Origin of the sequence: Microbacterium sp. LKL04 (genome assembly GCF_900102005.1) — a bacterium.
In the GTDB taxonomy this organism is placed as follows: domain Bacteria; phylum Actinomycetota; class Actinomycetes; order Actinomycetales; family Microbacteriaceae; genus Microbacterium.
In genome coordinates, this window is record NZ_LT627736.1 from 2017836 (window position 1) to 2039144 (window position 21309).

General features: G+C 67.3%; 19 protein-coding genes. 1 reads left to right on the forward strand and 18 read right to left on the reverse strand.

Going from position 1 to position 21309, the window contains the following annotated elements; translation table 11 throughout:
• Window positions 1–20: 20 nt before the first annotated feature.
• The 15 genes from rpsS to BLP38_RS09975 all read right to left on the reverse strand — a co-directional run bounded on the left by rpsS (window position 21) and on the right by BLP38_RS09975 (window position 12180).
• A complete protein-coding gene (gene rpsS / locus BLP38_RS09905) occupies window positions 21–302 on the reverse strand; it encodes a 30S ribosomal protein S19 (RefSeq protein WP_018187348.1) in 282 nt (93 codons plus the stop codon).
• Window positions 303–314: 12 nt separating this feature from the next.
• Window positions 315–1154 (reverse strand): 50S ribosomal protein L2, encoded by an 840-nt coding sequence (gene rplB / locus BLP38_RS09910; protein WP_036309862.1) that lies wholly within the window; start codon window positions 1152–1154, stop codon window positions 315–317.
• Between the two features lie 24 nt (window positions 1155–1178).
• Window positions 1179–1478 carry a 50S ribosomal protein L23 gene (rplW, locus tag BLP38_RS09915; protein WP_091356764.1) on the reverse strand — a complete coding sequence of 100 codons (300 nt, stop codon included), beginning with the start codon at window positions 1476–1478 and terminating at the stop codon, window positions 1179–1181.
• Complete coding sequence (rplD, locus tag BLP38_RS09920; RefSeq protein WP_018187351.1) at window positions 1475–2137, reverse strand: 50S ribosomal protein L4; 663 nt, start codon at window positions 2135–2137, stop codon at window positions 1475–1477. Before rplD ends, rplW begins: the two co-directional genes overlap by 4 nt.
• A 2-nt stretch (window positions 2138–2139) precedes the next feature.
• The gene (gene rplC / locus BLP38_RS09925) at window positions 2140–2799 is read right to left on the reverse strand and encodes a 50S ribosomal protein L3 (RefSeq protein WP_091356766.1); all 660 of its coding nucleotides are present in this window, start codon (window positions 2797–2799) and stop codon (window positions 2140–2142) included.
• Window positions 2800–2810: 11 nt separating this feature from the next.
• Window positions 2811–3119, reverse strand: coding sequence for a 30S ribosomal protein S10 (rpsJ, locus tag BLP38_RS09930; protein ID WP_018171443.1), 309 nt, complete (start codon window positions 3117–3119; stop codon window positions 2811–2813).
• A gap of 411 nt (window positions 3120–3530) precedes the next feature.
• On the reverse strand, window positions 3531–3746 hold the full coding sequence (locus BLP38_RS09935; protein WP_091356769.1) for an Rv0909 family putative TA system antitoxin: 216 nt from the start codon (window positions 3744–3746) through the stop codon (window positions 3531–3533).
• A 143-nt stretch (window positions 3747–3889) separates the two neighbouring features.
• On the reverse strand, window positions 3890–5080 hold the full coding sequence (tuf, locus tag BLP38_RS09940; protein ID WP_091356773.1) for an elongation factor Tu: 1191 nt from the start codon (window positions 5078–5080) through the stop codon (window positions 3890–3892).
• A 148-nt stretch (window positions 5081–5228) separates the two neighbouring features.
• Window positions 5229–7343, reverse strand: a complete 2115-nt coding sequence (gene fusA / locus BLP38_RS09945; RefSeq protein ID WP_065570950.1) for an elongation factor G — start codon at window positions 7341–7343, stop codon at window positions 5229–5231.
• A 77-nt stretch (window positions 7344–7420) separates the two neighbouring features.
• A complete protein-coding gene (rpsG, locus tag BLP38_RS09950) occupies window positions 7421–7891 on the reverse strand; it encodes a 30S ribosomal protein S7 (protein WP_018187368.1) in 471 nt (156 codons plus the stop codon).
• Between the two features lie 5 nt (window positions 7892–7896).
• A complete protein-coding gene (rpsL, locus tag BLP38_RS09955; protein ID WP_018171438.1) occupies window positions 7897–8265 on the reverse strand; it encodes a 30S ribosomal protein S12 in 369 nt (122 codons plus the stop codon).
• Window positions 8266–8570: 305 nt separating this feature from the next.
• On the reverse strand, window positions 8571–9869 hold the full coding sequence (locus BLP38_RS09960; RefSeq protein WP_091356776.1) for a DUF5684 domain-containing protein: 1299 nt from the start codon (window positions 9867–9869) through the stop codon (window positions 8571–8573).
• A gap of 42 nt (window positions 9870–9911) precedes the next feature.
• On the reverse strand, window positions 9912–10571 hold the full coding sequence (locus BLP38_RS09965) for a spermidine/putrescine ABC transporter substrate-binding protein (RefSeq protein ID WP_091356779.1): 660 nt from the start codon (window positions 10569–10571) through the stop codon (window positions 9912–9914).
• A 66-nt stretch (window positions 10572–10637) separates the two neighbouring features.
• On the reverse strand, window positions 10638–11105 hold the full coding sequence (locus BLP38_RS09970) for a hypothetical protein (protein WP_091356783.1): 468 nt from the start codon (window positions 11103–11105) through the stop codon (window positions 10638–10640).
• 16 nt (window positions 11106–11121) lie between these two features.
• Window positions 11122–12180 (reverse strand): hypothetical protein, encoded by a 1059-nt coding sequence (locus tag BLP38_RS09975; protein WP_091356786.1) that lies wholly within the window; start codon window positions 12178–12180, stop codon window positions 11122–11124.
• Between the two features lie 131 nt (window positions 12181–12311).
• Between BLP38_RS09975 and BLP38_RS09980 the strand changes: the two genes are divergently transcribed.
• A complete protein-coding gene (locus tag BLP38_RS09980; protein WP_231916477.1) occupies window positions 12312–12917 on the forward strand; it encodes a hypothetical protein in 606 nt (201 codons plus the stop codon).
• 4 nt (window positions 12918–12921) lie between these two features.
• Here the strand turns inward: BLP38_RS09980 and BLP38_RS09985 are convergent, their stop codons facing one another.
• The 3 genes from BLP38_RS09985 to rpoB form a co-directional block, all read right to left on the reverse strand.
• Window positions 12922–13530, reverse strand: coding sequence for a hypothetical protein (locus BLP38_RS09985; RefSeq protein ID WP_091356789.1), 609 nt, complete (start codon window positions 13528–13530; stop codon window positions 12922–12924).
• A 184-nt stretch (window positions 13531–13714) separates the two neighbouring features.
• Window positions 13715–17590: a DNA-directed RNA polymerase subunit beta' gene (gene rpoC, locus BLP38_RS09990; protein ID WP_091356793.1), complete on the reverse strand. Its 3876-nt coding sequence runs from the start codon at window positions 17588–17590 to the stop codon at window positions 13715–13717.
• A gap of 41 nt (window positions 17591–17631) precedes the next feature.
• On the reverse strand, window positions 17632–21129 hold the full coding sequence (rpoB, locus tag BLP38_RS09995; protein WP_091356797.1) for a DNA-directed RNA polymerase subunit beta: 3498 nt from the start codon (window positions 21127–21129) through the stop codon (window positions 17632–17634).
• Window positions 21130–21309 lie beyond the last annotated feature (180 nt).

Below are 21309 nucleotides of genomic sequence, written 5' to 3' on the forward strand. Positions count from 1 at the left end.
TCTCTGAGAGCGCCACCGCCTTAGCGGCGACGACCCTTCTTGTCGTCCTTCTCGTGGCCGCGGAAGGTGCGGGTGGGCGCGAACTCGCCCAGCTTGTGACCGACCATGGTCTCGGACACGAACACGGGGATGTGCTTGCGTCCGTCGTGCACGGCGATGGTGTGACCCAGCATTGCCGGGATGATCATCGAACGGCGCGACCAGGTCTTGATGACGTTCTTGGTACCGGCTTCGTTCTGCGAGACGACCTTGCGAAGCAGGTGCTCGTCGACGAAGGGGCCCTTCTTAAGGCTGCGAGGCATCTTCCTCTACTCCTACTTCCGCTTCTTGCCGGCGTTGCGACGGCGAACGATCAACTTGTCGCTTTCCTTGTTGGGGTGCCGGGTACGACCCTCGGCCTGGCCCCAAGGAGTGACGGGGTGACGTCCACCGGAGGTCTTACCCTCACCACCACCGTGCGGGTGGTCGACCGGGTTCATGGCGACACCACGCACGGTCGGGCGGATGCCCTTCCAGCGGTTACGGCCGGCCTTGCCCCAGTTGATGTTGGACTGCTCGGCGTTGCCGACCTCACCGATGGTGGCGCGGCAACGTGCGTCGACGTTGCGGATCTCACCCGAGGGCAGACGAAGCTGCGCGTAGGGGCCGTCCTTCGCCACGAGGCGGACGGACGCACCAGCCGAGCGCGCCATCTTCGCGCCGCCGCCGGGGCGGAGCTCGATCGCGTGGATCACGGTACCGGTGGGGATGTTGCGCAGCGGCAGGTTGTTGCCGGGCTTGATGTCAGCGCCGGCACCCGACTCGACGATGTCACCCTGCGACAGCTTGTTCGGGGCGAGGATGTAACGCTTCTCACCGTCGAAGTAGTGCAGCAGCGCGATGCGTGCGGTGCGGTTGGGGTCGTACTCGATGTGAGCGACCTTGGCGTTGATGCCGTCCTTGTCGTTACGACGGAAGTCGATGACGCGGTACTGGCGCTTGTGGCCACCACCGATGTGACGGGTCGTGATGCGGCCCTGGTTGTTGCGACCACCGGTCTTCGCCAGCGGGCGAAGAAGCGACTTCTCGGGCGTCGATCGCGTGATCTCAGCGAAGTCGGCGACCGACGAACCGCGACGACCGGGGGTCGTGGGCTTGTACTTGCGAATAGCCATGTCTCTAGTCCTCTATCCCAGCTGTCAGCCGACGGCCGTGAAGATGTCGATGGTGCCCGACTTCAGGCTCACGATGGCGCGCTTGGTGTCCTTGCGCTTACCGGTGCCGAAACGGGTGCGGCGGGACTTGCCCGGGCGGTTGAGCGTGTTCACCGACGCGACCTTGACGGAGAAGATCTTCTCGATGGCGAGCTTGATCTCGGTCTTGGTGGCGCGGGGGTCCACGAGGAACGTGTACTTGCCCTCGTCGATGAGCCCGTAGCTCTTCTCGGAGACGACCGGCTTCAGGATGATGTCGCGCGGGTCCTTGTTGACGGCGGTCATGCCGAGACCTCCTCGGTGGCGCCGGCCTTCGCAGCGACGAACGCGTCGTAGGCGGCCTTGGTGAAGACGATGTCGTCGGAGACGAGCACGTCGTAGGCGTTGAGCTGGTCGAACGTCAGAACGTGGACGTACGCGAGGTTGCGGACGCTCTTGACGGTCAGCTCGTCATCACGGGTGATGACGACCATGACGTTCTTGGTCGGCGCGAGCTGGCCGAGGACCGCGACAGCGGCCTTCGTCGAGGGCGCACCTTCGATGCCGAACGAGTCGACAACGTGCAGACGTCCACCGCGTGCCCGGTCGCTGAGCGCGCCCAGCAGGGCGGCAGCGACCATCTTCTTGGGGGTGCGCTGCGAGTAGTTGCGCGGCTTCGGTCCGTGGACGATGCCACCACCGGTCATGTGCGGCGCGCGGATCGAGCCCTGACGGGCGTTACCCGTGCCCTTCTGCTTGAAGGGCTTGCGGCCGGCACCCGAGACCTCACCGCGACGCTTGGTCGAGTGGGTTCCCTGGCGAGCCGCCGCGAGCTGCGCGACGACGACCTGGTGGATGAGGGGGATGTTCGTCTTGACGTCGAACAGTGCGGCGGGCAGCTCCACGGAGCCGGCCTTCTTGCCGTCTGCCTTCACGACGTCGAGCGCGAGAGTCGAGTCAGCCATGATCAGGCACCCTTCACTGCGTTGCGGACGTAGACGATGCGGCCACGAGCACCGGGGACGGCGCCCTTGACGAGCAGCAGACCCTTCTCGGCGTCGACGGCGTGCACCGTGAGGTTGAGGACGGTCACGCGCTCGCCACCCATACGGCCGGCCATGCGCATTCCCTTGAAGACGCGGCTCGGGGTCGACGATGCGCCGATCGAGCCGGGCTTGCGGTGGTTGCGGTGCGCACCGTGCGAAGCCGAGACGCCCTTGAAGTTGTGACGCTTCATGACACCGGCGAAGCCCTTGCCCTTGCTGGTGCCGACGACGTCGACCAGCTGGCCGGCCTCGAAGGTGGCGTCGACGGTGAGCTCCTGACCGAGTGAGTAGTCAGCGGCATCCGCCGTGCGCACCTCGGTGAGGTGACGACGCGGGGTCACACCAGCAGCCTCGAAGTGAGCCGACTGGGGCTTGTTGACCTTGCGGGGGTCGATCTGGCCGTAAGCGATCTGAACGGCGTTGTAGCCGTCGCGCTCGGGCGTGCGCACCTGGGTCACCACGTTGGGGGCGACTTCGATGACGGTGACGGGAACGACCTTGCCGTTCTCGTCCCAGACCTGGGTCATGCCGAGCTTGGTACCCAGCAGGCCCTTGGAAACCTTGGAGTTGATGTCAGCCATGATGATCGACCTCAGAGCTTGATCTCGATGTTGACGTCGGCCGGGAGGTCGAGACGCATCAGCGAGTCGACGGCCTTGGGCGTCGGGTCGATGATGTCGATGAGGCGCTTGTGGGTGCGCATCTCGAAGTGCTCGCGGCTGTCCTTGTACTTGTGCGGCGAACGGATCACGGCGATCACGTTCTTCTCGGTCGGAAGGGGCACGGGGCCCACGACCGTCGCGCCCGCACGGGTCACGGTGTCGACGATTTTGCGTGCCGACGAGTCGATGACCTCGTGGTCATACGACTTCAGGCGAATGCGGATCTTCTGTCCCGCCATTGTCTGCTCACTCTCTTTCTCGCGTCGTACCTCGGGGGCATTGGACGCACGGGGCGCTTACGCGCCGGGCACTTCTCCTCGCCCGGAGGCGAGGTGATCGGCACCGCTGTTCTGATGTCATTCCGCGGGGCTACCCGCGGCATTCCGTCCCCCTCGCACGCATGCGAACGAATCCGTTTCCGGAGCGGGGTGTGGGATGTGATGTTCTGCTGCCCGCGGCCTAGGCTGTGACGCCTATGCACTGCCCTGGCAGTGATCCCGCGCAAAGCGCAGGAATGTGGAACCTGTACAGTCTACGTGCCGTTCGGGCGTGTCGCAAACCCGGGCGTGTCGCGCGCCGAGGGCACCTGCCCGCCGCCACGAAGAAGGGGCCGGATGCCGCGGCATCCGACCCCTCGTCCGGGTTCGAGATCACTCGTTGCCGATACGCCGATCCACGTTGTCACGGACTCCGTCGACCTTCGCGTCGACGGAGTCGGGTGCGACCTTCTTGACGAAGTCGGCCGCGGCATCGAGGACCTTGTCGCTCACGTCTTCGGCCTTCTCGGACTTCAAGTTCTTCTCGATCTCGTCCTTGTGCTGCTCGAGGAACTGCTTCCCCTTGCCCACGATGTCGTCGATTCCCATGCTCTTCCTCATCTCCGTCGATGCTCGCGCAGGTGCCGCGGCGCGGTCAGTCTAGATCGCCCACCATCGACGCGGCACCCCTTGCGGGAACGACGAAGGGGCCGGGCCCGAAGGCCCGACCCCTGTCGGTGAAGTCCGAGGACTTACTTGATGATCTTGGTCACCGTGCCGGCGCCGACGGTGCGGCCACCCTCACGGATCGCGAAGCCGAGTCCATCTTCCATGGCGATGGGCTGGATGAGCTCCACCGTCATGTCCGTGGTGTCACCGGGCATGACCATCTCGGTGCCCTCGGGCAGCGAGATGACGCCGGTCACGTCCGTGGTACGGAAGTAGAACTGCGGGCGGTAGTTCGTGTAGAAGGGGTTGTGACGGCCACCCTCCTCCTTCGAGAGGATGTAGGCAGTGCCCTCGAAGTTGGTGTGCGGCGTAACCGAACCCGGCTTCACGACGACCTGGCCACGCTCGACGTCGTCGCGCTTGAGACCACGGAGGAGCAGACCACAGTTCTCGCCGGCCCAGGCCTCGTCGAGCTGCTTGTGGAACATCTCGATACCCGTGACCGTGGTCTTCTGCGTCGGGCGGATGCCGACGATCTCGACCTCGGAGTTGATGGCGAGGGTGCCACGCTCGGCGCGACCGGTGACGACCGTTCCACGACCGGTGATCGTGAAGACGTCCTCGATCGGCATGAGGAACGGCTTGTCCTTGTCACGCACGGGGTCGGGGATGTTCTCGTCAGCGGCGTCCATGAGGTCGAGGATCGACTGGACCCACTTCTCGTCGCCCTCGAGAGCCTTGAGGCCCGAGACGCGGACGACGGGAGCGTCCTCAGCGAAGCCCTGCGAGGCGAGGAGCTCGGAGACCTCGAGCTCGACGAGCTCCAGGATCTCCTCGTCGTCGACCATGTCGGCCTTGTTGAGGGCGACCATCAGGTAGGGAACGCCGACCTGCTTGGCGAGCAGGACGTGCTCACGCGTCTGGGCCATCGGGCCGTCGGTGGCGGCGACCACGAGGATCGCGCCGTCCATCTGCGCAGCACCGGTGATCATGTTCTTGATGTAGTCAGCGTGACCCGGGGCGTCGACGTGTGCGTAGTGACGCTTCGGGGTCTCGTACTCGACGTGCGAGATGTTGATCGTGATACCACGCTGGCGCTCTTCGGGAGCGGAGTCGATCGACGCGAAGTCACGCTGCACGTTGGTGGCCGACGGGAACTTGTCGGCGAGCACCTTCGAGATGGCAGCGGTGAGCGTGGTCTTGCCGTGGTCGACGTGACCGATCGTTCCGATGTTGACGTGCGGCTTGGTCCGCTCGAACTTGGCCTTGGCCACTGGGTCCTCCTCAGGACTGTCGTGTAGTCATCCGGGCGCTGGATTGCGACCGGGTTTCTACGGGGATGTTGTCAGTGTAGTTGACGTGACGATATTCAGTTTGGGCGGATGCCGAGGGCCGGGGCCCCCGGCATCCGAAGAGCGGGTGTTACTCGCCCTTGGTCTTCTGGACGATCTCGTCGGCCACCGCGCGGGGGACCTCGGAGTAGCTGTCGAACTCCATCGCGTAGACCGCACGACCCGAGGTCTTCGAGCGCAGGTCACCGATGTAGCCGAACATCTCCGACAGGGGGACGAGGGCGCGGACGATCTTGATGCCCGCACCGTCCTCCATGGACTGGATCTGGCCACGACGCGAGTTCAGGTCGCCGATGACGTCGCCCATGTACTCCTCGGGAGTACGGACCTCGACCGCCATGAGCGGCTCGAGGAGAACGGGGTTCGCCTTGCGGACGGCCTCCTTGAAGCCCATCGAGCCGGCGATCTTGAACGCCATCTCGGACGAGTCGACGTCGTGCGACGCGCCATCGGTCAGGATCGCCTTGACACCCACCATGGGGAAGCCGGCGAGCACGCCGACCTGCATGGCGTCCTGGAAGCCCTGGTTGGTGGGCTCGATGTACTCGCGCGGGATGCGGCCACCGGTGACCTTGTTCTCGAACTCGTAGATCTTGTCCGGCGTGACCTCGAGGGGCTCGAGGGCGAACTGGATCTTCGCGAACTGACCCGAACCACCGGTCTGCTTCTTGTGCGTGTAGTCGTGACGCTCGACGGTCTTCTTGATCGTCTCGCGGTACGCGACCTGCGGCTTGCCGACGTTGGCCTCGACGCGGAACTCGCGCTTCATGCGGTCCACGAGGATGTCGAGGTGCAGCTCGCCCATGCCCTTGATGACGGTCTGACCCGTCTCGGGGTTGAGCTCCGTGCGGAACGTCGGGTCCTCTTCGGCGAGCTTCTGGATCGCGATGCCCAGCTTCTCCTGGTCGGCCTTGGTCTTCGGCTCGATCGCGACCTCGATGACGGGCTCGGGGAACGTCATCGACTCGAGGACGACGGGCTCGGCCGGGTCTGCCAGGGTGTCACCGGTGGTGGTGTCCTTCAGGCCGATGACGGCGTAGATGTTGCCCGCGGTGACCGCGTCGACCGGGTTCTCCTTGTTGGCGTGCATCTGGAAGATCTTCCCGATGCGCTCCTTCTTGCCCTTGGTCGAGTTGATGACCTGCGCACCCGAGTCGAGCTGACCCGAGTAGACGCGGATGTAGGTCAGGCGACCGAAGAACGGGTGCACGGCGACCTTGAAGGCCAGCGCGGCGAACGGGTCGTTGGCGTCGGGGTGACGCTCGATGACCTTCTCCTCGTCCTTCGGGTCGTGCGCCTCGATGGCGGGCACGTCGAGGGGCGACGGGAGGTAGTCGACGACCGCGTCGAGCATCGGCTGGACGCCGCGGTTCTTGAACGCCGAGCCGCAGAGCACGGGGTAGAGCTCGCCGGCGACGGTCATCTTGCGGATGGCGCCCTTGATCTCGGCCAGGGTCAGCTCTTCGCCGCCGAAGAACTTCTCGAGCAGCTCGTCGTCGGACTCGGCGACGGTCTCGAGGAGCTTCTGCCGGTACTCGTCAGCGCGGTCCTTGAGGTCCGCGGGGATCTCCTGGACCTCGTACTTGGCGCCCATGGTGACGTCACCCTTGGAGTCACCGGGCCACACCAGTGCGCGCATCTCGACGAGGTCGATGACGCCGACGAAGTCGTTCTCGGCACCGATCGGGAGCTGCAGCACGAGCGGCTTGGCACCGAGGCGCTTGATGATGGTGTCGACGGTGAAGTAGAAGTCCGCGCCGAGCTTGTCCATCTTGTTGACGAAGCAGATGCGGGGGACGTCGTACTTGTCGGCCTGACGCCACACGGTCTCGGACTGGGGCTCGACGCCCTCCTTGCCGTCGAAGACGGCGACGGCGCCGTCGAGGACGCGGAGCGAGCGCTCCACCTCGACGGTGAAGTCGACGTGACCGGGGGTGTCGATGATGTTGATCTGGTTCTTGTTCCAGAAGCAGGTCACGGCGGCAGACGTGATCGTGATGCCGCGCTCCTTCTCCTGCTCCATCCAGTCGGTGGTCGAGGCGCCGTCGTGGGTCTCGCCCAGCTTGTGGTTGACACCCGTGTAGAAGAGGATGCGCTCGGTCGTCGTCGTCTTGCCGGCATCGATGTGCGCCATGATGCCGATGTTGCGGACCTTGTTGAGGTCGGTGAGCACTTCTTGTGCCACGGGGTGTCCTTACGTGTAGTGACGGATGTCGCGGGGTGACCGGCCGGGGGTTGCCCGGCCGGTCACCGAGGTGCTGATTACCAGCGGTAGTGCGCGAAGGCGCGGTTCGACTCGGCCATCTTGTGGGTGTCCTCGCGGCGCTTCACCGCGGCACCGAGGCCGTTCGAGGCATCCAGGATCTCGTTCTGGAGGCGCTCGGTCATGGTCTTCTCACGGCGACCCTTCGCGTACGAGACGAGCCAGCGCAGCGCGAGCGTGTTCGCGCGGTGCGGCTTGACCTCGACGGGAACCTGGTAGGTCGAGCCACCGACACGGCGGCTCTTGACCTCGAGGGTGGGGCGGACGTTGTCGAGCGCCTTCTTGAGCGTCGCGACGGCGTCCTGGCCGTTCTTCGCCTCGACACCCTTGAGGGCGTTGTAGACGATGGCCTCGGCGATGGACTTCTTGCCATCGACGAGGATCTTGTTCACCAGCTGGGTGACGATCGGAGCACCGTAGACCGGGTCGTTGACGACGACGCGGCGGGGTGCGGGTCCCTTGCGAGGCATCTAACTCAACCCTTCTTGGCGCCGTAGCGGCTGCGAGCCTGCTTACGGTTCTTGACGGCCTGGGTGTCCAGGGCGCCGCGGACGATCTTGTAACGCACACCGGGGAGGTCCTTCACACGACCACCGCGGACGAGCACGAGCGAGTGCTCCTGCAGGTTGTGACCCTCACCGGGGATGTAGGCGGTGACCTCGGTCCCGTTACGGAGCTTCACACGAGCGACCTTGCGCATCGCCGAGTTCGGCTTCTTGGGCGTGGTCGTGTACACGCGGGTGCAGACACCCGCCTGCTGCGGGTTCGCCTTCAGGGCGGGCGCCTTGGTCTTCGAGACCTTCGGCGAGCGACCCTTGCGAACCAACTGCTGAATGGTTGGCACGTTCTCTCCTTGTCGATCTGCGCGCGGCTCTCGCCTTGCACAGGTGCTGCACGGTGACAGCGTTCGTGGTTTCACCACAGATCCATCGGCTTGCCGCGACTGCGGCGAACGGGGTGATGGATATGCCGTGGGGGTGACCTGTTCGCAGGCCCTGTCCCTGTGTGCGTTCGCCTCGCCTGCTCCGAACCGAGGCACGTCGCATGGCGCGCGTGTGCGCACACCCGCTCAATGATACGCGGGATCGCGAACCCGGGTCAAACGGGGCCGGTGTTCACCGAGAAGGCTCAGGTGAAGATCGCCGCCGGTCAGGAACCGGCATCCATCCGGTGCAGTCGGAGGGCGGCGTCGCCGAGCAGGAACCTGCCCGTGACCTCGACGTCCTCCCCGGGCTGGAGCTCGACGTCCGCCCCGAGCGGACTGGGGATCAGGATGCCGTTGGTCGATCCCAGATCCGTGATCCGCCAGGTGTCCCCGCGACGCTCGAGGCGGGCGTGGGTCTTCGAGACCGTGCGAGTCGCGTCGACGACGGCGACCAGCTGCGCGCGGGGGTGCGAGGGGTCGGAGACCGGGTTGCGCCCGAGCACGACGACGTCCGCGGACAGGGTGACCGTCGATGCATCGGGGAGGGCGAGCTCCCACCGGGGGTGGCCGCGCCGCACGACGACGGTGCGCTCGAGGTCGGCCTCGAAGGACGGCGCCGCGGCCTCGTCGCGCCGGCGCTCCTGCGCCGAGACCGATGCGGCCGCCGATACGGGCGCCCCGGCGGCGGGCGACCCCGAGACGGCGGAGACCTCCCCCGTGAGCTCCGGGAACACGTCCCGCTCGTCGCGGTCGGTGCGCGCGGCCGAGCGACGCAGGCGTGTGACCGGGGCGTCGTCGCGACCGGGCACCGACGAGATGATCTCCGGGCCGCTCGCCCGCACCGGCGGACTGACCTCGGAGCGGACGGTCGGCGTGGGCGCCGTGGGGTCGGGGGCTTCGGGCGCCGACTCTTCGAGCGACGCCGGCGCAACGTCCGATCCGGGCGACCACGGCTGCGGGGCGACGGATGCCGGAGCGGGCGCCAGCATCGCCGGGACGCCCGTCCGGGGGGTCGGGGGCGCAGGCTCGGACGTCGCCGGGAAAGGCGGCGGCGGCAGCGGCGCACCGAACTCCGGCATCGGCGTCCCGATCGGCGGATAGGGGTCGTCCGGCTGCGCCGCGGGCTGCGCGCGCACGCGCGCGGGCCGCGCGCCCCGCCACTCCGCAGGGCCGAAGCCGACGATGGTGGCCCACACCGGGAACAGCAGCGCCGCCACCCCCGTCATCCCCGCGCCGTACCCGAAGCCGGGGTTGAGTCGATGTACCGCGACGACGACGAGGATCCAGACCGCGAGGGTTCCCAGGCCCGGGATGAGGACCAGGAGCGCCAGCCACGGCGAGAAGCCGCCCCAACGCAGGAGGACGGCGATGTTGACGATCGGCACCCACGCACGCCACGCGTCTTCGCCCATCTTGCGGAACGCAGCCGCGAGGGCCAGAGCGACCCAGATGTAGACCGCGACGCCGAGGATGCCGGTCAGCAGGCTCAGGACGACCGCCGCACCGACGTCGACTCCGTTCATCCCTCCACCCTACGTGCGCGGGCCGCTGCGGCGGGGCGGAGGTCAGACGCCCGGAAGGCCTTCGCCGGTGTCGAACGGCGCGTCGAGCGAGCGTGTCAGTTCATCGAGCATGGCGGCGATCTGGGGCTCGACGTACTGCGCGATCGCCGTCTGGATCCTCAACCGGTGCCGGAGGAGGAGCGTGCACACCTCGCGGCCGACCATGCTCGCGTACTCGTCCGCGAGGCGGACCTCCTGCCGAAGCGCCGCCTTCGCATCATCGGACAACGGCGGGAGGGCCGGCACAGCGGCATCCGCCTCGTCGGCCATCCCGGCGACCGTGAACAGGAACGGAGCGCCGGGAACCGGGTCGGGATCCATCGGGAGGCCGTCGAACTCCGGCTCGAGCCCCTCCGACGGCCGGTAGGTGCGGGAGCGGTTGCGGTCGGCCTGCTGGTCGAGCTCGGCCTGGAGCATGGGCAGGTTCCGCGCTGTGTACAGGGCGACGGCGTTGTCGACGATCGTCTTGATCCGGGTCGACAGCCCGTGCTGCACACCGTGCGGCACATCCGAGCCGAGCCCGGCCGCCGAGAGGACAGGCGAGCCCAGACAGCGCCGACACGGGGCCACCCGGCCGCGGTGGGTGGCAGGCTCCCAGCGCGGCAACCAGCGCAGCCAGGCCTCGACGGCCTGGCTGACCTGCGTCTCGAGCGAGCGCTCCACGCGTCCATTGTCGCGGAGACACAGCCCGATCGGGGGTATTTCAGGGCAGCAGGATGCCGCGGCCCGTCACTCGTCGTCCTCGTCGCGCTCCCACGGCCACTCCGGACGGCGGGCGCGCGTGCGGTGGAGCGCGATGCCCGCCCACGCAGCCGCTGCGGATGTGACGGCCAGGACGAGCGCGTACCAGGACAGCGCGAACTCCCCCGCGACACCGATCGCCGCCGCGGCGTCGGCGCCGCTCAGGACGCCGCCGAGGACGACTCCCAGAAGGTACGCGGCGAGCGTGGCGAGCGTCACCCACAGAGCTGCCGTGTACCGACGGCGGCGCACCGCTCCGTACTCCGTCCCGGCGAAGGCGACGGCGCACAGCAGCATGGCCGCGATGCCCGATCCCTGCCCGAGGCCGGGCGCCGAGAGGACGTCGGTGTCGGTGAGCAGGCTCGTGAAGCCGAACCCGCAGATCGCGAGCGCCGCGAACCCCACCGTCGCGAAGAACGCGGCGATGGGGGCTGCGACACCGGACGGCTGCGTCATCAGCCGCGGTCGGACATCAGTACTGGTGCAGCTGCGGGCCGGCTTCGAGCGTGCGCTCGTACTCGCGCTGCGCCTCGTCGTTGAGCTCGGTCACCCGACGCCCACGCGCAGCGACCCAGGCGCCGAACCAGATGGTGATCTCGCGACCGAGGATGAACGCGATGACCGCGAGCGGAGCGAGCAGCTGATCGCCGACGATCTGAGCGGCCTGCGACGGGGGGATGGACCAGAACGGAGCCTGGAACAGCTGACCGAGCAGGTGTCCCCCGTACGCGACGGCGCCGACGATCAGCCCGAAGACGACCCAGCGTCCCCAGCGGCCGCGGTTGATGAAGGCGCCCAGGATCCAGAATCCGAGGAAGAAGACCACGACCGGAACCCAGAAGCTCCACGTGGTGACGATGTCGACGACCGTCTGGCCGAGCGTGTTGACGGCGAGGCCGTCCGTGAGGGCGATGAGGCCGAGGGTCGCAGCCAGGTACAGCACCGCGAACAGGAGCGCCGCGAGGAGACCGATCGCTCCCGCCGCGCCGCGGTTGCCGCGCGGCCGCGGCGCCTCGGGCGCCTGCACGAAGATCGGCTGCTGCGAGTACACGGCGGTCGGCGCGGCGGCCGCCGCCGGCTCGCTCGCGGTGACGGTCGTCGGCGTGTGATCGGCGTGCGCGTACGCCTCGGTCGCGACGGCGGGGGCCGCGGCATCCTTCGTCACGGTGTCGTTCGCACGGGTCGCCTCGATGGATTCAGCGGGAGCGGACTCGGCCTCGGGCGTGGCCGGACGATACAGCGGCTCGCTGCTGACCGCGCTCGCGGTCACGGGGGCGTCGGGCTCGCTGTACTTGCTGTAGTCGACGGACAGGTCCGACCCGCGGTCGGTCGCGTCGAAGGACCGGTCTCCGCGGGGGCGGTCGTCCGCCGTGCGCGACGCCGCCTCAGCGTCGGCGAGGCTGTCGTTGGCGCTGCCGACGACATCGTCCACGCCACGCGATCCATCCGCGGACGTGGGCTCCGCCACGGGCTCGCCGAAGGCCGGCTCGGTCGTCTTGTCGTTGCGCTCGCCGAACTGGGGGTCGCTCATTGCCGTGTCACTCCTCACGCAGGGGCGTGCGCCGCCGCTGAAGCGAGCGTATCCCCGCGCCTCACAGGCGCCGCGGAGGCGCCCCGACGTGTCTCGGAGGCGGTGCCCGCCGTGGTGCGTATCGTGGAGCCATGGCGAGGCGGCAGGCGACGATCGGGCGGACTCTCGCCACCACGGCAGCCGTCCTCCTGGCGCTGACCGTCACGGCCTGTGCACCCGAACCTGATGCCGCACCTCCGGGGCCCACCGACGCGGCATCCGGGACCCCCGCTCCCACGGTCACCCCCGTCGCCATCGCCGACTTCCCATTCGGTCCCTCGTCGTCCACGACCCCGCTGCCGTCCGACTGCGAGAGCATCCTGACCCCCGACATCCGCGCCTCGCTCGACGGCATCCCGCTGAACGCCCCCGGGATGGGCGGCGGCATCCGTCCCGACAGCAGCCGCGTATGCGTATGGGCGGACCCCGGAGCGAGCCGCACGAGCCTCGTCACCGTCGTCGGCTACTCCCCCGAGCGCGACGCACGCGACGCCCTCTATCTGCTCGGCGTCGATGACGGCTACCTCTGCTACGAGCCCGACGAGGGACTCCGGTGCGAGAAGAGCGGGACGGACGATCTCGGACTGTCGGAGGGACGCACCGTGTTCTGGCGCGACGGCGTCGCCATCGACACCCAGTACCGGAACCTCGCCCCGCAGGGGTACACCGACGGGATCGTGAAGGCGATCTGGGGCTGAGGCCTCAGCCCGCCGCCGGCCAGACGGCCTCGGCGACACCGTCGGCATAGCCCGCCGGGTGCCATGCCCGCTGCGAGGTCGACACCCACCGGTCGCCACCGGCCTCGATCGTCTCGATGAGGTCGCCGTCGGTGCGCGTGCAGCGGACCCGGCCGTCGGCGTCGCCGCACGTGTACTTCTTGGCGGGCAGCGCAGCCGCTGCGACAGCCCCGGCATCCGTCGGCACGGTCGCGACCGTCGTGGAGATCTCTCCCTCGTCCGAGGTCCACCGGCACGTCACGACGACCGCCGGCTCGAGGGCTGCCACGAGTTCCTCCGCCGTCGAGACGGGCGGGTCGGTCGATTCGGCGAGCTCGGCGCCGTCCGTCCAGCGCAGTCCTGCCCAGGATGGCTCGTTGTAGAGATCGCGGCATGTACGCGGGCCATCGCTCGCTGCGCCGGACGCCGCCGGCGCGGGCTCCCCCGTGGGCTGTGCACCGCCTGCCTGGGCGATCCACTGCGTCGCCGCGGGGAACAGGGGGAAGGCGAGGACCAGCAGCGTCACGACGACCGCCGCACTGACCACCCCGACGAACCATGCGAAAACCGCGTTCCGCCCTGCGACCCGTGCCATGCGTCCCACGGTAGCGGCGCCAAGACGATGTCTTGCTACGGCAACGCCGAAGGCCCCCGGGAACATGTCCCGGGGGCCTTCGGTCAGACGTTCACACGCTGGGTCAGTTGCTCTCACGACTTCGTCGTTCGACAACTTCAATCGGTTCGGCCGAGCGAGCAAGCTCGCTCGTCTCTCACCTCAATCAGTTGTAGCTGCCCGGGGTGAAGTCGTCGGTCGAGAAGCTGTCGAAGTCGACGTAGCTCAGGTCGGCGTCGCTGTAGGCGCCGTCCGAGGCGAAGATGCGGTTGGGGTACCGCTCGCTCTTGGCCTCCTCCGTCGCCTCGACCACGACGTTGCGGTACTTCGCAAGGCCGGTGCCGGCGGGGATGAGCTTTCCGATGATGACGTTCTCCTTGAGGCCGACGAGCGGGTCGCTCTTGCCCTCCATGGCCGCCTGCGTGAGGACGCGGGTGGTCTCCTGGAACGATGCGGCCGAGAGCCACGACTCCGTCGCGAGCGACGCCTTCGTGATACCCATCAGCTCGGGACGACCCGACGCGGGACGCTTGCCCGCGGCGACCGCCTCGCGGTTCATCTGCTGGTAGCGCTTGAAGTCCACCAGCTCACCGGGCAGCAGGTCCGTCTCGCCGTGGTCGACGACCGTGACCTTGCGCAGCATCTGGCGCACGATGACCTCGATGTGCTTGTCGTGGATCGGCACACCCTGCGAGCGGTACACGCCCTGCACGCCGCCGACGAGGTACTTCTGCACCTCGCGGGCACCCTGCACGCGCATGACCTCCTTGGGGTCGAGCGTTCCGACCTGCAGCGGCTGACCGACCACGACGCGCTGGCCGTCCTCGACGAGGAGGGTGGCGCGCTTGAGGACCGGGTAGACGTGCGGCTCGTCGCCATTGTCCGGGGTCAGGATGAGCTTCTTGGCCTTGTCGGTCTCATCGATCTTGATGACACCGTCGGCCTCGGCGATCGGGGACGCGCCCTTGGGGGTACGGGCCTCGAACAGCTCCTGGACGCGGGGCAGACCCTGGGTGATGTCATCCGCCGATGCCGAACCACCGGTGTGGAACGTACGCATCGTCAGCTGGGTACCGGGCTCACCGATCGACTGAGCGGCGATGATGCCGACGGCCTCGCCGATGTCGACGAGCTTGCCGCTGGCCAGCGAACGGCCGTAGCACTTCGCGCAGACACCGACGGCCGAGTCGCAGGTCAGGACCGAGCGCACCTTGATGCTCTCGATACCACCGGCGACCAGCTTGTCGATGAGGACGTCGCCCACGTCGTCGCCTGCCTCTGCCAGGACGGTGCCCTGAGCGTCGACCACAGCGGCGGCCAGGGTGCGGGCGAACACCGAGTTCTCGACGTTCGCGTCGCGGACGAGCTCGCCGTCGGCGCCGGGAGCGGCGATCGTGAACTCGAGACCCTTGGTCGTGCCGCAGTCCTCCTCGCGGATGATGACATCCTGCGAGACGTCGACGAGACGACGCGTGAGGTACCCCGAGTCGGCCGTACGGAGGGCCGTGTCGGCCAGACCCTTACGGGCACCGTGCGTCGCGATGAAGTACTCCGCCACCGACAGACCCTCGCGGTACGAGGAGATGATCGGTCGGGGGATGATCTCACCCTTGGGGTTGTTCACCAGGCCTCGCATACCCGCGATGTTGCGGATCTGCAGCCAGTTACCACGAGCACCCGAGCTCACCATGCGATTGATGGTGTTGTCGGACGGGAAGTTGTCCCGCATCGCCTTCTGGACCTCGTCGGTCGCTTCGGTCCAGATCTTGATGAGCTCCTGGCGACGCTCGGCGTCGGTCGTGAGACCCTTCTCGAACTGACCCTGGACCTTCGCTGCCTGCTTCTCGTAGGCGGCGACGATCTCCTTCTTGTTCGGCGGCGTGAGGACGTCGCTGAGGGCGACGGTCACACCCGAACGGGTGGCCCAGTGGAAGCCGGCGTCCTTGATCCGGTCGAGGGATGCCGCAACCTCGGTCTTCGGGTACTCCTCGGCCAGCTTGTTGACGATCTGCGACAGCTTGCCCTTGTCGGCCTGCTCGCGAACGAACGGGTAGCCCTTGGGAAGCGTGTCGTTGAAGATCGCCTGGCCGAGCGAGGCATCCACCAGACCGTGACGCTCGTAGCCCTCCGGAGCCTCCCCCTCGAGGAAGGTCAGGCCGGGGACGCGGATGCGGACCTTGGCCTGCAGGTCGAGGGTGCCCTCGTCCTTGGCCAGGATCGCCTCGCCGACGGAACCGAACACGCGGCCCTCACCGGCGGCGCCCTCCTTGAGGGTCGTCAGGTGGTGCAGACCGATGATCATGTCCTGCGAGGGCAGGGTGACCGGACGGCCGTCCGACGGCTTCAGGATGTTGTTCGAGGCGAGCATCAGCACGCGGGCCTCGGCCTGAGCCTCGACCGACAGCGGCAGGTGCACGGCCATCTGGTCACCGTCGAAGTCCGCGTTGAAGGCGGCGCAGACGAGCGGGTGGAGCTGGATGGCCTTGCCCTCGACGAGCTGCGGCTCGAACGCCTGGATGCCGAGGCGGTGCAGCGTGGGCGCACGGTTCAGGAGAACCGGACGCTCGCGGATGATCTCCTCGAGCACGTCCCAGACCTCGGGACGGGTGCGCTCGACGGCGCGCTTGGCGGCCTTGATGTTCTGCGAGTGACCGAGGTCGATCAGGCGCTTGATGACGAACGGCTTGAAGAGCTCCAGCGCCATCTGCTTGGGCAGACCGCACTGGTGCAGCTTCAGCTGCGGGCCGACGATGATGACCGAACGGCCCGAGTAGTCGACGCGCTTGCCGAGCAGGTTCTGGCGGAAGCGACCCTGCTTGCCCTTCAGCATGTCGCTGAGGGACTTCAGAGCGCGGTTGCCGGTACCGGTGACGGGACGACCGCGGCGGCCGTTGTCGAACAGTGCGTCGACGGCCTCCTGCAGCATCCGCTTCTCGTTGTTGACGATGATCTCGGGGGCACCGAGGTCGATCAGACGACGAAGACGGTTGTTGCGGTTGATGACGCGGCGGTACAGGTCGTTCAGGTCCGACGTGGCGAAACGGCCACCGTCGAGCTGGACCATGGGGCGGAGCTCCGGCGGGATGACCGGGACGACGTCCAGGACCATCGACGCGGGGCTCATGCCCGTCGACAGGAACGAGTTGACGACCTTCAGGCGCTTGATCGCACGGATCTTGCGCTGGCCCTTGCCCTCGGAGATCTGCAGGTGCAGCGAGTCCGCCTCGGCGGCCAGGTCGAACGCCTCGAGGCGACGCTTGATCGACTCGGCGCCCATGTAGGCCTCGAAGTACTGGCCGAAGCGGTCCTGCAGCTCCTGGAAGATGTCGTCTTCCTGCTTGAGCTGACCGACCTCGAGGCCGCGGAACTCGTCCCACATCCGCTCGAGCTTGGCGACCTGCTCGTCGCCGCGCTTGCGGATCGTGGTCATCTCCTTCTCGGCGGCGTCCTTGGCCTTCTTCTTCTGGTCGGCCTTGGCTCCCTCCGCCTCGAGGGCGGCGAGCTCGTCTTCCAGCTTCTGCAGGCGGTCGGCGACGCGGGCGTCGCGACGGTCGGCGATGTTCTTGATCTCGAGGCGGAGGTTCGCCTCGTGGGTCGGGAGGTCGCGGTGACGCGCATCCTCGTCGACCGAGATCACCATGTAGGCGGCGAAGTAGATGACCTTCTCGAGGTCCTTCGGCGCCATGTCCAGCAGGTATCCGAGGCGCGAAGGCACGCCCTTGAAGTACCAGATGTGGGTGACGGGGGCGGCGAGCTCGATGTGGCCCATGCGCTCACGACGAACGGAGGACTTGGTGACCTCCACGCCGCAGCGCTCGCAGACGATGCCCTTGAAGCGGACGCGCTTGTACTTACCGCAGGCGCACTCCCAGTCGCGGGAAGGTCCGAAGATCTGCTCTCCGAAGAGGCCGTCCTTCTCGGGCTTCAGCGTGCGGTAGTTGATGGTCTCGGGCTTCTTGACCTCGCCGAAGGACCAACGACGGATGTCGTCGGCGGTGGCGAGACCGATGCGAAGCTGATCGAAGGTGTGTGACTCGAGCACTGATTCTCCTGTGTCGGAATTCTGTTCGTTGCCGGTACGGGTCAGATCTCGTCGATCGACGTCGACTCGAACCGGGTGGAGATGTTGATGCCGAGCTCTTCCGCAGCGCGGAAGGCCTCGTCGTCACTGTCACGCAGGTTCACCTCGGTGCCGTCGGCCGAAAGGACCTCGACGTTCAGGCAGAGGGACTGCATCTCCTTCATGAGGACCTTGAACGACTCCGGGATGCCGGGCTCCTGGATGTTCTCGCCCTTGACGATCGCTTCGTAGACCTTGACGCGGCCCACGATGTCGTCGGACTTGATCGTCAGCAGCTCCTGCAGCGCGTATGCGGCGCCGTAGGCCTCGAGCGCCCAGACCTCCATCTCACCGAAGCGCTGGCCACCGAACTGGGCCTTACCGCCGAGCGGCTGCTGGGTGATCATCGAGTAGGGGCCCGTCGAGCGTGCGTGGATCTTGTCGTCGACAAGGTGGTGCAGCTTCAGGATGTACATGTAACCGACCGAGATGCCGGCCGGGAACGGCTCACCCGAGCGGCCGTCGAACAGCTTCGCCTTGCCGGAGCTGTCGATCAGACGCTCTCCGTCGCGGGTCAGGTTCGTCGAGTCGAGGAGACCTGCGATCTCCTCCTCGAATGCGCCGTCGAACACCGGGGTGGCGACCTTCGTGCCGGGAGCGGCCTCGCGAGCCTGCTCGGGGAGCTTGGCAGCCCACTCCGGCGAACCGTCGACCTTCCAGCCCTGCTTGGCGACCCATCCGAGGTGGGTCTCGAGGACCTGGCCGAAGTTCATTCGACCGGGGATGCCGAGCGGGTTGAGCACCACGTCGACCGGGGTGCCGTCCGCGAGGAAGGGCATGTCCTCGACGGGGAGGATCTTCGCGATGACACCCTTGTTGCCGTGGCGGCCGGCGAGCTTGTCACCCGCGGTGATCTTGCGCTTCTGGGCGATGTAGACCACGACGCGGCGGTTGACGCCCGAGCCGAGCTCGTCGTCGCCGTCCTCGGCGTTGAACTCCTTGACGGCGATGATCGTGCCCTGCTCACCGTGGGGCACCTTCAGCGAGGTGTCGCGGACTTCGCGGCTCTTCTCGTTGAAGATCGCGCGGAGCAGGCGCTCCTCGGCCGAGAGCTCGGTCTCACCCTTGGGCGTGACCTTGCCGACGAGGATGTCGCCGGGGCGGACCTCGGCACCGATGCGGATGATGCCGCGCTCGTCGAGGTCCTTCAGCAGGTCGGGGCTGACGTTGGGGAGGTCACGGGTGATCTCCTCCTTGCCCAGCTTGGTGTCGCGGGCGTCGACCTCGTACTCCTCGATGTGGATCGAGGAGAGGGTGTCGTTCTTGACGAGCTCCTGGCTGAGGATGATGGCGTCCTCGAAGTTGTGACCCTCCCACGTCATGAACGCGACGAGGAGATTCTTGCCGAGGGCGAGCTCGCCGTCCTCGGTGGCGGGACCGTCGGCGATGACCTCGCCGACCTCGACGCGCTCACCGGCCGAGACCACGACGCGCTGGTTGTACGACGTGCCCTGGTTGGAGCGGTCGAACTTGCGGAGGAAGTAGTCCTGCGTGCCACCCTCGTCGAGCTGGACGGTGACGACGTCCGCCGAGACCTCGGAGACGACACCGGCCTTCTGCGCGGTGATGACGTCACCCGCGTCGATGGCGGCGTAGCCCTCCATACCGGTACCGACGATCGGCGACTCGCTGCGCAGCAGCGGGACGGCCTGACGCTGCATGTTCGCACCCATGAGGGCGCGGTTCGCGTCGTCGTGCTCGAGGAAGGGGATGAGCGAGGTCGCGACCGACACCATCTGGCGCGGCGAGACATCCATGTAGCCAATCTCGTCGACCGGGAACAGGTCGACCTCGCCACCCTGGCCGCGGCGGGCCAGGATGCGGTCGTTGACGAACGTGCCGTCGGCGTTGAGCTCGACACCGGCCTGCGCCACGACGTAGTCGGCCTCTTCGGCCGCCGTGAGGTAGTCGATCTGGTCGGTGACCTTGTTGCCCACCACGCGGCGGTACGGCGTCTCGATGAAGCCGAACGCGTTGATGCGCGCGAACGATGCGAGCGAGCCGATCAGACCGATGTTCGGGCCTTCCGGCGTCTCGATCGGGCACATGCGGCCGTAGTGCGACGGGTGGACGTCACGGACCTCGACGCCGGCACGCTCACGCGAGAGACCACCGGGGCCGAGCGCCGAGAGGCGACGCTTGTGGGTCAGACCCGCGAGCGGGTTGTTCTGGTCCATGAACTGCGACAGCTGCGAGGTTCCGAAGAACTCCTTGATCGCGGCCACGACGGGGCGGACGTTGATCAGGGTCTGCGGCGTGATCGCCTCGATGTCCTGCGTGGTCATGCGCTCGCGGACGACGCGCTCCATGCGGGACAGACCGGTGCGGACCTGGTTCTGGATGAGCTCGCCGACGGCGCGGATGCGACGGTTGCCGAAGTTGTCGATGTCGTCGACGTCCAGGCGGATCTCCGCAGCCTTGCCGCCGCGGGTGCCGTCGTAGCTGACGTCGCCGCGGTGGAGGCGCACGAGGTACTTGATCGTCGCGACGATGTCCTCGACGGTCAGGACCGAGTCGCTCAGCTGCTTGTCGATGCCGAGCTTCTGGTTGATCTTGTACCGACCGACCTTGGCCAGGTCGTAGCGCTTCGGGTTGAAGTAGAAGTTGTCGAGCAGCGCGCGGGCGGCCTCGGCGGCGACCTGCTCGCCCGGACGGAGCTTGCGGTAGATGTCGCGGAGCGCGTCCTCCTTGGTGAGGATCGTGTCCTTCTCGAGGGTCTCCTCGATCGAGCTGAAGCCCGCGAACTCCTGCATGATGTCTTCGGTCGTCAGGCCGAGAGCCTTGAGGAAGACGGTGACCGACTGCTTGCGCTTGCGGTCGATGCGCACGCCCACCTGGTCGCGCTTGTCGATCTCGAACTCGAGCCACGCACCGCGGCTGGGGATGACGCGCGCCGAGACGATGTCCTTGTCGGACGTCTTGTCGGGGGTCTTGTCGAAGTAGACACCGGGCGAACGGACGAGCTGCGAGACGACGACGCGCTCGGTGCCGTTGATGATGAAGGTGCCTCGCGCGGTCTGGAGCGGGAAGTCGCCCATGAAGACCGTCTGCGTCTTGATCTCACCCGTGAGGTGGTTCATGAACTCGGCCTCGACGTAGAGCGGGGCGGCGTAGGTCTTGCCGCGCTCCTTGCACTCCTCGATGGAGTACTTCTCGGGCTCGAGGTAGGGGTTCGTGAACGAGAGCTGCATCGTCTCGCCCAGGTCCTCGATCGGCGAGATCTCCTCGAAGATCTCCTCGAGGCCGCTGATCTCGGGGACATCGGTGCGCCCGGCGGCCTGCGCCTCGGCGACGCGTGCCTTCCATGCCTCGTTGCCGACGAGCCAGTCGAACGACTCGGTCTGCAGCGCGAGGAGGTCAGGAACCTCCAGCGTGTCGGAGATCTTGGCGAACGAGAGGCGGGATGCTCCGCGGCCGTTCTTGATGGTGGTGGTGGAAGTTGCGTTGCGCGCAGCAGCCAAGGGAATTACCTCCGTGAGCCCGGGGAGGGCTGGTTTTCCTTGTCGTCAGGTGGAGTACTCCCGTCCACGCCTGCGGCGCGCGCCGACGGAGACCGCCGGGGGCGCAGGCACAAGCCGACCACCATATGAGGGCAAGTAGAGGGGAGCGCAACTACCCACTATAGGACGCGCGACGCGCCG